The following is a 12,694-nucleotide window of genomic DNA, read 5'->3' on the forward strand; positions in this document are numbered from 1 at the left end:
TAAGGAAACAGGAGAACTCTCATGGACCAGTCAAAGATCAACAGGCGCGGTTTCCTCGGCACGATGGGCGCGGCGGCGACAGGGCTGGCATTTGCCAGCCACGCTGCGGCGCAAACCCAGGAAACGAATGCGGCGTCGCCAACCACTGGATCAAACCCGGACGTCCTTACCCGCACCTTGCCGCGGACCGGCGAAAGGGTCACGGCGCTGGGTCTCGGCACTTTCCTCACCTTCGACCTGAAGCCCGGTGACCGGCGCGACGCTTTGCGTCAGGTCTTCGAGCGGTATGTCGCCGCGGGCGGCCGTGTGGTCGACACATCACCGCTTTACGGCTCGGCCGAGGTCAGCGTCGGCCAGTTCATGGGAGAGCTCGACGGTTCGGACGAGATCTTCCTCGCCAACAAGGTCTGGTCGACGGGAGAATATCTCGGCGACGAAAGCCACGCGATGGAAAGCTTCCGGCAATCGCGCATGCGCACATGGCGCGACACGATCAATCTCATGCAATGCCACAGCATTACCAATGCGCCGGTCGTCGTCCCGCTTATGAAGGCCTGGAAGAAGGAAGGCCTCATACGCCATGTCGGCGTGACCCACCACGAGTCGGCGGCGCAGGACCAGCTCCTGGCGATCATCCAGCGTGATGATGTCGACTTCATCCAGACGAACTACTCGATCTTCAACCGCGACGCCGAACGTCGTCTTCTTCCCGCTGCGGCCGACAAGGGCGTCGGCGTTCTGATCAATCTGCCGCTTGAAAAGGCCCGCCTGATGAAGGTGGTCGAGGGCCATGAGCTTCCCGGTTTTGCAGCCGAGTTCGGAGCGACGAGTTGGGCGCAGTTCTTCCTGAAATGGGTCATGGCGCATCCTGCCGTCACGAGCGTCCTCTGCGGCACGTCCAACCCCGACCACATGAGCGACAATGTCCAGGCGCTGAAGGGCCCGCTTCCCGACGAGCGGATGCGTGCGCGCATGGTCGCGCATATGGAAACGATTCCCGGCTTTGGGTCCATCGGCACGATGCCGTGGTATCCCGGCAAGGAGAATATGTATGAAGGCCTTATCCGGGAGGCGCAGGCGAATGCCGCGCAACGCCTGCAGCCTTGACGGCGCGCCGATTAACCGACCATCACACTGGGAGACCGGTCTTGTCCTCCACCAGACGCTCGCTTCTGACTGCCTTTCTGACGCTGCCTTTCATCGAGGCGGCGAGAACGAGGGCGTTTGCGCAGGCCGCTCCTGAGCTGCCGCTTACCCCCGTATGTGACGATGGAGACGAACCGACCCTGGAACGGGAAGCCGGTCCCTTCTTCAGGCCGAACTCGCCGCTCAATCGGGATCTCTATCCGGATGCGCCCGGAGGCGAGCGAATAACCGTCGCCGGCTTCGTCTTCGACAATCGCTGCCGGCCTTTAGCCGGCAGCCTCGTCGAGATATGGCAAGCCGATGAGAAAGGCGACTATGACAGCGTGGGATTCCGCTTGCGCGGACACCAGTTCACCGACACGCAGGGGCGGTGGTGGTTCAACACCATCATACCCGCGCTTTATCCCGGCCGAACGCGCCATTTCCATTTCAAGGTCCAGCGTCCGGGTGGGCGCGTTCTCACCACCCAGCTCTATTTCCCCGGAGAGCCCGGAAATGCCGGGGACTGGTTGTTTGACGAGGCGCTGCTCCTCGACATCAGGCAGACCGGTGACGGAAGGTTCGGGCGGTTTGATTTCGTGACATGACGAAGGAAAGCTGCCGGAAAGGGCAGGGTTCAGTCGCGCTACGCGTTGGAAGCCGGATAATGCGAGGCCAAAATCACGCGTTGAAGCCTGCATCCACACTGAGAACCGCCCCCGTGATGAGATCTGCCCCTGGACCGGCCAGGAATGCGACGACGCTGGCAACTTCGCGGGGCTCGCCAAAGCGGCCGAGCGATGTGAGGCTCCGTTGATAATCCGCGTTCTCCCCATTAGCAGGGTTCATGTCCGTATCCGTTGAACCGGGGAGGACGAGATTGACGGTGATGCCCTGAGGCCCAAGTTCGCGCGAAAGGCCTCGCGTAAACGACAAGAGTGCGGACTTCGACATCGCGTAAGCCGTCACACCCGGGAAGGGCACACGCTCCGCCAGAGACGAGCCGATCGAGATGATCCGGCCGCCGGAGGACAGATGCGGGATCGCCGCCTGTGCGAACAGGAACGGCGCGCGAACGTTGACGTCAAGCATGGCCTGCAGGTCGGCGAGTGCCAGATCCGCAGTCATGCCGGCGGTCCCGACGCCCGCGCTGTTGACGAGGATATCAAGCCCTCCAAGCGTGTCGACCGTCTGGCCGACGGCGCGACGGATAGCGTCCGGGTCGGCGCTGTCGGCCTGGATGGCAAGCCCGCGCCGGCCCGTTTCCTCGATCGCCTGAACCACCGATGCAGCTCTGTCGGCCGAGCGCTGATAGGTGAACGCGACATCCGCGCCCTTCTCGGCGAGCGCAATTGCGATCGCGGCCCCTATGCCCCGGGATCCACCGTTTACCAGCGCGCGCTTTCCAAGCAATTCCATGATCGTTTCCTTTATGCAGTGATCGATGCATAAATCGTTAGCGACATTGCAAATGGCCGTCAATCAATTTATACAGTGGTCGATGCAGAATAATGTTTCACCCTGTACCGACCATTCAGAACCGACCCCGCGCTCGCGCGGTCGGCCGCGCGAATTCGATCGCGTTGCCGCACTCGCCGCCGCAACCAGACTGTTCTGGGTCAAGGGTTACGAGGCGACGTCGATCGTTGATCTGACGGAAGCGATGGGGATAGGGACCAAGAGCCTTTATGCGGCTTTCGGTTCGAAGGATGCGCTCTATGCCGAGGCGCTCAAATATTACTACACGACGTATGAAGGGCTGGTCTGGACCCGCTTCAGGGCTGCGTCGACCGCAAGAGAGGCGGCGCTGGCGTTTCTCCAGGATTCCGCTGTCGCCATGACCGGTGGAGACCGCGATCTGCCGCACGGCTGCATGGCGACGCTCGCAGCCGTGGGCAGCGAAGGACACTCCGAACTGGCCGAACTCATGCGAGCGACGCGCGCGGGCGGTTTCGATCTCCTCAAGGCGCGCTTCGACAGAGCGAAAAGCGACGGTGACCTCACGGTCACGGCAGATACGACCAGGCTGGCGAGATTTGTGCAGACAGTCCAAAGCGGCATGGCGATCCGCGCCCGCGATGGCGCGGATCGCGCCGAGCTGCAAGCCGTGGCGGAAATTGCGCTTTCCGGCTGGGACAACGTCACCGGCGGCATTGATCCCCGTTACGGTGACGGCTGATCATGACGACAGCTGGATTCTAGGTTGCCCCTTTATCCGGCATTTGCGGTACGCTTGTCCAAACGTGTTGGGGGCGCGGTTTTCGCCTGCTTATACGATAGACGGCCGCGGGCGGGATGTTCGCGAACGTCCGGCCAACAAACGTCGCCTTCAAGCCGAGCCGGTCGAGGACCGGTCTCGGTATCGGGCATCGCGGGCCATACGTGAACTGATAAAGCGCGCCCTCCTGGCGAAGATGCGAGAAAGCACCTTCGAGAATCGCGATCACTTTCCGCATGGGCATTGATAGAAGAGGCAGACCGCTCAGGACAGCGCCGACCGATGCCGAGGGCAGCACCGTCACCTTGCGCAGCTGCGCAGCGTCCATCTGGATGGTTCTGGCTGCGGGAAAGCGCAGACTGAGCTTGGCGGCGAATTCCAGGCCGTATTCGACGAGAACAAGATCGGATTCCGCAACACCGCGATCGAGCAGCGCCTCTGTGAATACGCCTGTCCCCGGCCCGAGTTCAATGACGGTTCCTGTATCGGCCGAGATCTCTGAGGTCATCAGCGATGAGAGTGCCCGCCCGGAGGGTGTCACCGAGGCGACCTGCAGCGGCGCGGAGAGCCAGGCGCGAAAGAAGAGGACTGCGTCTGCCGCTTTGCCGGTCATCGCGCATTTCCCTCCCGACGAAGCTGCTTCGTGGGCCGAAACTGCAGACGGAATATCAGGGCGACGATCACCTCCACGGCAACGAGAAGCACCATGGTCTTGAGTGCGAATGCTGATGAGTTGATGCTGGGCAGTACGAGTCCGGCCAGATAGCCAGCGGCGATGAACAGCCCGTTCCACAACACGATGCCGGCCGCCAGGCCGGAGGCGAGCCTCATGGCACTCGCTCCCAAGAGCCCCGCGGCCAAAGGCGAGATCAGACGTATGGTCGGGATGAGTTGTGACGTTATGATGATCAACCGTTCCCGGCCGCGCAGGGACGACACTGTTCGGTCGATGCGTTCTCGTGGAAGGCCGACCCATTTGCCGACTGTGTACAGAATCGCGGCGGACTTCGATTTGCCAAGCGCGCGGACAAGGAAATAGAGTGCGAAGGCGCCCAGGAAGCTGCCGACGGTCGTGCCGGCTACAGCGGTGTGGATGGACCATGCATCGTCATGGGATGCGATGCCGATGGCAACAAGGATACCGTGGGACGGAAGTGCAGGAACGAAGCGCTCCGCAAGGCCGACCGTAACAAGGCCAATGATCCCATACAGCGCTATCCAATCGACGAGATCTGCGAGCGGGTCCATCCTTTAGCCTTCCCGAGCGAGGGATTGCGTAACCGGTTCGACGGTTGCCGACGACAGCCGCGGCTGTTCGAATGAAACGCCGGTCAGCCTCTCCGAGATTTCCCAGAGCCTTTGCGCGACATGGTTTTCCATTGCCTGCCTTGGTATCCGAGCTTCCGTTGGGTGGCCGCGTGTCTCCTGAAGCGTGTCGGGACCGTAGTAGCCGCCACCACGTGCATCCGGCGATGTCGCTGCAAACAGGGTCGGCAGTGCTCCCTGGGACGCCGGCTGGAACAAAAACCACAACAGCGACCGCAGGAGGCCTTGAGCGCTGCGCCGGCCCGGTGCGTTGTGCAGAAGGTCGGTGCGGGATATCCCGGGATGGGCCGCAATGGACGAGAGGCCCCAGCCGGCCTTCTCGCTGCGCCGCTGGAGTTCCAGAGCGAACATCAGGCACGCCAGCTTCGACTGGCTGTAGACCGGCATCGGTTTGTAATCGTGCTCTGCCTGCAGGTCGTCGAAGTTGATTGCGGCGTTGGCCGTGCGCGCCGCAATGCTGGACAATGTCACGACCCGCGGCTCCCGGCCGTTGATCAGAAGCGGCAGCAATCGGGCCGTCAGGGCGAAGTGGCCGAGATAGTTGGTGCCGAACTGCAATTCGAAGCCGTCGTCCGTCGTCTTGCGGATGGGGGGCGTCATGACGCCCGCATTGTTGATGAGCACATCCAGATGAGCGCGACTGCCTCTCAGTCTTGTGGCAAGTGCCTCGATGGACGCGAGGTTGCCGAGATCGACCTGCTCGAACGTTACCGCAGCACCAGGCGCGTTTTCCTTGATACGCCGGATGGCGCTGGCGCCTTTCGTCGGATTGCGGCCTGCGAGGATCACGTTACCACCGGCGCCGGCCAATGCGATGGCGTCCTCGAAAGCCAGGCCACCCGTTCCAGTGACGAGGATCGTGCGGCCTGTCTGTGATGGCATGTCATCAAGCGTCCAGTATTTCGACATTGTCAGTTCCTTCTCTTGGGCGGGGGTGTCCGCCGCAGAGCCGGCGGGGAGGGGCCCTGCGGCGGACAAAGGTCGCTGTGGGGGCGCGACCTCATGAATCCTGAATTGCGGAGCGAAAAGCGGGGCTTACTGAGCCGCGTCGACGATCTTGCCGAGCGGTGGTCTTGCCGGCACCTGACGGCTTCGCTGCATCCAGGCTGGATATTCGGGTGGGAGCCTGCTGACCTTGTCGAGTTCGGCCATTTCGTCGGAGTTCAACGCGACCTCCGTGGATCCGATGCTGTCGTCGAGCTGGTTGACGGTTTTCGCGCCGATGATCACGCTCGTGACACGGGACTGATGCAAGAGCCAGGCGAGCGCAATCCGCGCGGCGCTCACGCCCTTCTTCGTGCCGATACGCTCCATGGTCTCGATTATGTCATATGCCCGATCCATGGCGACCGGCGGGAAATCGAAGGTGCTGCGGCGGCTGCCTTCTTCGACTTGCCGGCCACGGCCGAACTTGCCGCTGAGCAGACCGCCGGCCAGCGGGCTCCACACCAGAAGCCCAAGCTTCTCGGCATCGAGGAACGGTACGATCTCGCGTTCGATATCGCGGCCGGCAAGCGTGTAGTAATTCTGCGACGTTGCGATCTTCACGACATTGAGGCGTTCGCTGTGGCCTATCGCCCTGGCCATCTGCCACGCCGACCAGTTCGAAACGCCGACGTAGCGAACCAGGCCCTGCCTGACGAGACCGTCGAGCGCCTCCAGGCTCTCTTCGATTGGCGTCACGTCGTCAAAATTGTGAAGCTGGTATAGATCGATGTAGTCGAGCTGGAGCCTCTTCAGGCTGGCTTTGATACTGTCGAAGATATGAGCCCGTGAATTGCCCGCTTCGTTGGGTCCGGGGCCCATCGGACCGCAGACCTTGGTGGCGATGACCACGTCTTCCCGCCTGACGCCAAGGTTCTTGAGCGACCGGCCTATCATCTCCTCGGAGACGCCATTCGAATATATATCCGCAGTATCGATGAAATTGATGCCGTGCTCGAGAGCACGCGCGATCAAAGCCTGGGCGTCGCCCTGCTGGACGTTGCCCATGTTGGACCAGAGGCCTTTGCCTCCAAACGTCATCGTGCCGAGGCAAAGCTCCGAGACGAATAGACCTGTATTGCCCAGGGTTTTGTATTTCATGGGAGGCTCCCGAAAGCTGTTTTAAGTTTCAGTTGGGTGCTGGCGAAGGAAGATGCCGATGCGGCGACTTGCGATGAGCAGGGTGATGCCCGACAGGACACTGGCGAGGGGCACGATCAAGAGGCCCAGTCCCAGACCATTGGAAATGCCGGCTGCACTTGCGGCATCGCTGATAACGCCGACGAAGAGCGGTCCAAGTGCCGGACCGGCAAGGCCGCTCCCGATCATCACGAGGCTGGACGCCTGGGCCTGCCGGCCCGGCCCGGCAACGAGGTGCGCGGCGCCAAATCCCCAGGGCAGCATGAAGGAGAACGACAGCATTCCAGGGACGAACAATGCGATGGACATCCAGCCGGCCGGAGCAAACAGCGCTGCCGTCGTTGTCAGGCTGGCGAGCAGGAAGAGAACCGCCGGAGGGCCCAGCACCCTGCCGGAGCCCGAGCGGACCGCGTGATCGAACCAGCGCCCGCCGCCCAGCGTGCCGATGATGCCCATCAGCCCCTGCAGCATGCCAAAGGAAACGCCGACCTCGGTTGCGGTAAAGCCATAGGTCCGTATCAGAAAGGGTATGGAAAAGGCGTAGAAGGGCGCGCCGGCAAAGCCGAGGAAAACCGTGCCCAGGAACAGCCAGCGGAAAGCCGGAGACGACAAAAGATCGAGGCTTGTCCGCAGGAAGGGTTCGCTGCGGGTGGTCGTAAGCGGCAAGCGTGGCGTCGGGCCTGCGACAAGCGCCGTCAACAGGCCGACCAGGATGCCGATGACGCCGGCGCCCATCAACACGACGCGCCAGCCGAAGATGTCCGCAATGGCGCCGCCTGCTGCAAAACCCACCATCGTTCCGAGCGGGATTCCCATTGCGAAAAGGCCGATCGCAAGGCCGCGTCGTTCCGGTCCGATCTTGCGCGCGATCAATGCGTGGCCTGCCGGAACCGCTCCCGCCTCTCCGAACGCGACACCGAAGCGGGTCAGCGCGAGAAAAGCGAAACTTGCGGCGAAGCCGCCGAGTGTGGTCATCACGCTCCAGAGCAGGATGCAGGACACCAGCACAAGTCGCGGTGACCCTCTATCCGCAGCGCGCGCAAGCGGTAATGAGAGAAGGGCATAACAGACTGCAAAGGCGAGACCGGTCAGAAGTCCCATCTGGGTATCCGTGAGAGATAAGTCGGCCTTGATCTTTTCCGAGAGAATGAAGGGAAGTATTCGATCGATCTGCGACAATGCATTGATCAGGAGGAGCACGGCGCAGATGGCGACGATACGCCATCTGCCTACGTATTCACGGCTTGATGCTTCAGAGAACACCCTTTTCGTGGAAGGATCTCTTGACCCTGCGGCGATTTCTGCCATCTTGAGACTACTCCTCGCTTGGTTGCACCCATAAGCTGGATGGAGTGTCCCATGACCAGAATGCCTGAACCCTCAAGAAACTTGCCTATTCCTGCAAAAGGCGTGACAATGCCGGCGCGGGGTCAGGTGTTTCCCTGGCCCATGAAGGGTCGAGAGCCAAACGTGAACAGGCCATTGCTGGATGCCGTAACGGCGTATATCGACGAGCAGGGAGGTGGCCAGGGGCTGTTTCCGACCGCGATCGAAGGCTTCAATATCGTACGGTCCTTTCAGTCGATGATGCCGATGCGCAACATTTATCGGCCGTCGCTTTGCGTGGTACTGGAAGGCGGAAAGGAGCTGCATCTCGGAGATCAGCGCCTCAGCTATGGAACGATGGAGTGCCTCGTCGTCAGCGTCGGGGTCCCCGCGACAGGCCAGATCGTAGAGGCAAGCGAAGAGGCTCCATATGTTGGCGTCATGATCGATTTCGACGTCGCCACGTTGCGGGAGGTTCTCGAGCAACTGGACACGCCGCCGGCGGAGGTGGAAGAGTCGGGCCCCTGTGCCTTTGTTGCCAAAGTGGATGAACCGTTGGCAGACTGCATTCTTCGTCTGGTCCGAATGCTGGCGACACCGAAAGCAATCCCTGTCCTGGCGCCTTCGATCGTGCGCGAAATCTGCTTTTGGCTGTTGAGCGGCCCCCATGGCGGCGAGCTCTGCAAACTGGCCTTGCCGGAATCAAATATCGAGCGCGTCGTCAGGGCCGTATCGACGTTGCACACGAACTTTGCAGACACGCTTCGCGTCGAGCATCTGGCGGAAATTGCGCGGATGAGCCCATCGTCCTTCCACCAGCACTTCAAGGCACTGACCTCGATGACGCCACTTCAGTTTCAAAAGCAGCTGCGTCTGTTGGAGGCGCGCCGGCTCATGGTCACGCAGGCGGTCAATGTTGCCGAGGCCGCCTACAAGGTCGGCTACGAAAGCGCGTCGCAGTTCAGTCGGGAATATTCGAGGACCTTCGGCATTGCGCCCAAGCAGGATGCGTTGAACCAGCAGCGCCTGCGCACCGCCTATGCAAGCCGAACCGTCCGCTCAGCGTAATCCTGTGGCGATCGGACTTTAACAGAGCTCCTAAGGTCCGGACTCCGCCAGCGCTTCCGCCCGGCGGAAGAGGGGCGGAGGCTTGCGATGACGATCTAAAAATTGTGACGCGGCCCACGCCGTTGTTGGAACCTGAGCGCCTTGCGGGGGTTAGGCTGATGTCTAAACATGGAGGTAACAATGAAGAAGATGATCCTTATCGCCTGCATCGGCCTGTCGCTCGGTGCCTGCACCGCCACCGAACGCGGTGCCGGTGTGGGTGCTGCAACTGGAGCCGTCGTGGGCGGGGTCGCAACCGGTAACGTCCGTGGTGCGGCTGTGGGTGCTGCCGTCGGCGGTGTCGCAGGCGCGCTGATCGGCAACGTCCAGGATCAGCCCGGCCAGTGCTACTACCGCGACCGCTACGGCCGCCGCTATATCGATCGTTGCTGAGGCGCAAGCCAGATCCAACGACTGCCGGCCCGGCGAGGCATATTCTTCGGCCGGGCTGGCTGGTGTCGTGACTTGATCGTCAGCGATGGAAATCGGAGGATTTGCGTCTTTTCAGCGCGGGGCTGTCAGCCCGGCAGCACGCCGTTTTTTCGCTATCACGTCGGTGCAGCAGGGAACGTTCCGCCCTCATGCTGGTTGGGTGCCCGAAAGGAGGGCCGCCATGCGTACATTCCTTCTAGATCATTGCAGCATCAATCTTCACCGTCCGTGACCACATTCGGCGCAGACCGAGACCGCTCGCAGTACACAGCGAGATGGAAAGCGCCCTGATGTCTCGGGTGATGAAGGCTCTGCAATGCGACCGATCTTCCCGGCCAACCATCCGCCTCGTTCTCGGTTTCCTGTCGTGGCGATCACTCTGGGACTGTGCGGGACGGCAATTTTCATTGCCGCCATCGCTGTCGGGCTGCGTTTTTTTAGCGCACGTCTGTAGTCAATCCCTTGCGCAGTCAGTGAAGATAAAGCCCCACCTCTTTCGCTGCCTCGAGGAACTCATGTCGCGCATCTTCCGCGTCTATCCGACCCTCTACTGCGGCCTTACAGGCGATTCCGGCGCGCACAAATCGGGGTCCGGTACGTCGTGGCCAGTGTTCTGCAAGGTGGATCAAGGCCTGGAAAGGTCCTTCGACACGACGGCTTCCGAAGCCGATTTGAATCTTGATAGGCTGACTCCACGCTTTGGTTGGCATTTCACGACCTCCTCGGTTTTCGTGCGCAAACCAATAAAAATCAGGAATGTTCCTCGACAGAAACGGCAAGTCCGAGCAAATTTCGCGTCCGCGCGAGGGGAATTGTGCGATATTGGACCGATATGGCCTCGTAGGCACTCCACATCGGAAATCCACTGGCACCGCCAGCAATCAAGCTCGCGGTTGGTGAACTGGAACCGGGACGCGGTAGCTGCGCGTTAACGAACATCGCAGCAGGTGCATGCGTTACAGGATTTCGCGCTTGTCCTTCTCCGGGCGCGATACATCTATTCTGGTGATGTTCGTTCTTCGGAGGAAAGATGGCAGCGGAACCCCATATCGCGGATGATCCCCGGACCCGTCTGGCGCTTTTCGACTTTGCGTTCGAAAACGCTCCGATCGGGATCGCCCTGGTGGATCTTGAGGGTCGGATTGTCCGCGGCAATGCTGCATTCGCCAAGCTGCTGGGTCTTCCTGTCGCAGAAATACTTGGGATGCACTTTAAGGAGTTCACCCATCCTGATGACATCGAGGCGGATCTCATTCTGTTCAAACAGGTGCTGCAGGGAAGGCGGGACGGCTATACGATCGAGAAGCGGTATGTTCGGCCGTTCGGCGACATTGTTCACGTCCTCATTCATATCGCCGCCATGCGCGACGCCCACGGCAAGGTCGTGCGCTTCATATCGCAAATCGAAGACATCACCCGCCATAAGGAGCATGAGCGACAGCTTGCCGAGCGTGCGGCGCAACTTGAACTGGCGCTCGAAGCCATCCGCGGCGGCTTCTGGCAAATGGACATTCTGACCGGAAAATTCGAGACATCGGACCGGCTGGCTCAGTTTATCGGCGGTCCAACCGCTGCACGGCTTGATCTTGAGTGCTACGTCAACAGGGTCAATGTGAACGATGGCGCTCAGGCGGACCTCACGCCCCTGATCGCGGGAGAACTCGATCAGAATGTCGCTGAATATCGTCTCGATACCATCCATGGCGAACGCTGGATGCGCTGCGACAGGAGGCTGCTACGTGACAGCGAAGGCAGGCCGGTCAAAATCGTTGGAATGGCGATCGATTTCACGGAAGAGCGGCGAAGGATCGAGATGCTGGAGGAGACGGCGCGCACGGACGCGCTGACCGGGCTCTTGAATCGCCGTGGCCTTTCGATCGCATTCGCTACTCTACAGTCGGCTGACGGCTTCGTCGTTCTTGCGCTCGACCTGGATGGCTTCAAGAAGGTGAATGACGTTCATGGCCATGCCATGGGAGATATCGTCCTGCAAACCGCCGCAACCCGCCTCACATCCGCTGTCAGAGAAAACGATCTCGTCGCGCGGATCGGCGGGGATGAGTTCGTTGTGGTTATCGCCGGGAGCCGCGTTACAGGGGAGGCCGCGGCCAAACGCATCATGGAGCGTATGAGGGAGCCTATCCCTATCGGCGGTAACATCGCCGAGGTTCGCACGAGCATTGGCGGCACGTGGAGCTCTTCCAAGCGCGATATAAGCGAGCTGATCAACGAGGCGGACGCATTACTCTATGATGCGAAGGCGGCCGGTAAAGACGCCATGCGGTTCTAGTCCGCGTCGACAGCCGTGCGGGAGTCGTCTGGCTGTCGGACAAACATGATTCTCCGGCTGAAATCGACTACGGCGAATGCGATGGCAAAGTCGACTGGCCGTGCGGGAGGGTCTCCATCAGGAGACGCAATGTGAGCAAGGGCCTGAAGTCCTCATCCTGCAACTCGACCGAAATGCTGTCGACCGGTTCTTTGGGCAGTCCGTCGAGGGCCATTTCCGCCAAGAGGGTTTTCGCTTGCTCCGTCGCGTCCGCGACGGATTCAAATTCGAAGGCCCTGTCCGGGAGGAGTACGCCTTCCTGGTCTTGAATCTTGAAATAGAACCTAGCCACCTAATCCTCCGTTATGCGGTTCGGCCCTCAACGATTAAAAGGAGGCAACGTTCCCAAGCGAAAGTCATGGGCTTTCGCCTGCCACATCCGTGGCAGGCTCCGTCCCATCTTTGGGCTGTTTAGTGTTTTCCGCCCTTGCGTCCGGCTTCGGAGGCTTTTTCGCGATCGTTCGCGAAATTGCCCTTGCCGCCGCGTTCACCGCCGCTCTGGTCGCGACTGCCGGCAGCCTGACGTTTTTGATCGTCGTTCTTCTGGCTCTGCTGACCAGCCTTTACGTGCTGTTCATGAGTTCCGCCTTGGTTCGGCATTATGCTTCTCCTTGGGTTTAGAAAGGCAGGCGTTCATTCGCCTGCGCCGAGTCAACCACGATCTGCGTCCGTCGTTCCCTGATGAAATATTTCGTGATTGGCGCCGG

At 60.8% G+C, this 12,694-nt stretch carries 15 protein-coding genes; 6 read left to right on the forward strand and 9 right to left on the reverse strand.

Annotation, left to right across the window (positions count from 1 at the left end; all coding sequences use genetic code 11):
- Positions 1 to 21: 21 nt before the first annotated feature.
- On the forward strand, positions 22 to 1,107 hold the full coding sequence (locus tag GR158_RS05855) for an aldo/keto reductase (protein WP_160870333.1): 1,086 nt from the start codon (positions 22 to 24) through the stop codon (positions 1,105 to 1,107).
- A gap of 41 nt (positions 1,108 to 1,148) precedes the next feature.
- On the forward strand, positions 1,149 to 1,733 hold the full coding sequence (locus GR158_RS05860) for an intradiol ring-cleavage dioxygenase (protein WP_160870334.1): 585 nt from the start codon (positions 1,149 to 1,151) through the stop codon (positions 1,731 to 1,733).
- 73 nt (positions 1,734 to 1,806) lie between these two features.
- Here GR158_RS05860 and GR158_RS05865 read toward each other — a convergent pair whose 3' ends face one another.
- Complete coding sequence (locus tag GR158_RS05865; RefSeq protein WP_160870629.1) at positions 1,807 to 2,547, reverse strand: SDR family oxidoreductase; 741 nt, start codon at positions 2,545 to 2,547, stop codon at positions 1,807 to 1,809.
- A gap of 79 nt (positions 2,548 to 2,626) precedes the next feature.
- On the opposite strand from GR158_RS05865, the gene GR158_RS05870 reads away from it, so the two are divergent.
- Entirely contained in the window at positions 2,627 to 3,304 is a 678-nt protein-coding gene (locus GR158_RS05870; protein ID WP_160870630.1) for a TetR/AcrR family transcriptional regulator, read from the forward strand.
- 19 nt (positions 3,305 to 3,323) lie between these two features.
- Here GR158_RS05870 and GR158_RS05875 read toward each other — a convergent pair whose 3' ends face one another.
- The 5 genes from GR158_RS05875 to GR158_RS05895 all read right to left on the reverse strand — a co-directional run bounded on the left by GR158_RS05875 (position 3,324) and on the right by GR158_RS05895 (position 8,101).
- Positions 3,324 to 3,956, reverse strand: a complete 633-nt coding sequence (locus GR158_RS05875) for a class I SAM-dependent methyltransferase (protein ID WP_160870335.1) — start codon at positions 3,954 to 3,956, stop codon at positions 3,324 to 3,326.
- Positions 3,953 to 4,591, reverse strand: a complete 639-nt coding sequence (locus tag GR158_RS05880; protein WP_160870336.1) for a DedA family protein — start codon at positions 4,589 to 4,591, stop codon at positions 3,953 to 3,955. The genes GR158_RS05875 and GR158_RS05880 overlap by 4 nt, the downstream gene beginning before the upstream one ends.
- A gap of 3 nt (positions 4,592 to 4,594) precedes the next feature.
- Positions 4,595 to 5,578 carry an oxidoreductase gene (locus GR158_RS05885; RefSeq protein ID WP_160870337.1) on the reverse strand — a complete coding sequence of 328 codons (984 nt, stop codon included), beginning with the start codon at positions 5,576 to 5,578 and terminating at the stop codon, positions 4,595 to 4,597.
- A 126-nt stretch (positions 5,579 to 5,704) separates the two neighbouring features.
- The gene (locus tag GR158_RS05890; RefSeq protein WP_160870338.1) at positions 5,705 to 6,754 is read right to left on the reverse strand and encodes an aldo/keto reductase; all 1,050 of its coding nucleotides are present in this window, start codon (positions 6,752 to 6,754) and stop codon (positions 5,705 to 5,707) included.
- A gap of 21 nt (positions 6,755 to 6,775) precedes the next feature.
- On the reverse strand, positions 6,776 to 8,101 hold the full coding sequence (locus GR158_RS05895) for an MFS transporter (RefSeq protein ID WP_160870339.1): 1,326 nt from the start codon (positions 8,099 to 8,101) through the stop codon (positions 6,776 to 6,778).
- Between the two features lie 141 nt (positions 8,102 to 8,242).
- Here GR158_RS05895 and GR158_RS05900 point away from each other — a divergent pair, with 141 nt between their 5' ends.
- Positions 8,243 to 9,187 (forward strand): AraC family transcriptional regulator, encoded by a 945-nt coding sequence (locus GR158_RS05900; RefSeq protein WP_202402181.1) that lies wholly within the window; start codon positions 8,243 to 8,245, stop codon positions 9,185 to 9,187.
- Positions 9,188 to 9,367: 180 nt separating this feature from the next.
- Complete coding sequence (locus GR158_RS05905) at positions 9,368 to 9,619, forward strand: glycine zipper domain-containing protein (protein WP_134646443.1); 252 nt, start codon at positions 9,368 to 9,370, stop codon at positions 9,617 to 9,619.
- A 509-nt stretch (positions 9,620 to 10,128) separates the two neighbouring features.
- On the opposite strand, the gene GR158_RS05910 is transcribed toward GR158_RS05905, so the two are convergent.
- Entirely contained in the window at positions 10,129 to 10,368 is a 240-nt protein-coding gene (locus GR158_RS05910) for a DUF982 domain-containing protein (protein WP_160870340.1), read from the reverse strand.
- Positions 10,369 to 10,688: 320 nt separating this feature from the next.
- Between GR158_RS05910 and GR158_RS05915 the strand changes: the two genes are divergently transcribed.
- Positions 10,689 to 11,948: a diguanylate cyclase domain-containing protein gene (locus tag GR158_RS05915; protein WP_160870341.1), complete on the forward strand. Its 1,260-nt coding sequence runs from the start codon at positions 10,689 to 10,691 to the stop codon at positions 11,946 to 11,948.
- 67 nt (positions 11,949 to 12,015) lie between these two features.
- On the opposite strand, the gene GR158_RS05920 is transcribed toward GR158_RS05915, so the two are convergent.
- Together GR158_RS05920 and GR158_RS05925 are read right to left on the reverse strand one after the other, a co-directional pair.
- Positions 12,016 to 12,279, reverse strand: coding sequence for a hypothetical protein (locus GR158_RS05920; protein WP_134646447.1), 264 nt, complete (start codon positions 12,277 to 12,279; stop codon positions 12,016 to 12,018).
- A gap of 119 nt (positions 12,280 to 12,398) precedes the next feature.
- A complete protein-coding gene (locus GR158_RS05925; RefSeq protein ID WP_160870342.1) occupies positions 12,399 to 12,587 on the reverse strand; it encodes a KGG domain-containing protein in 189 nt (62 codons plus the stop codon).
- Positions 12,588 to 12,694 lie beyond the last annotated feature (107 nt).

This window comes from Shinella sp. AETb1-6, assembly GCF_009826875.1.
Classification (GTDB): domain Bacteria; phylum Pseudomonadota; class Alphaproteobacteria; order Rhizobiales; family Rhizobiaceae; genus Shinella; species Shinella sumterensis.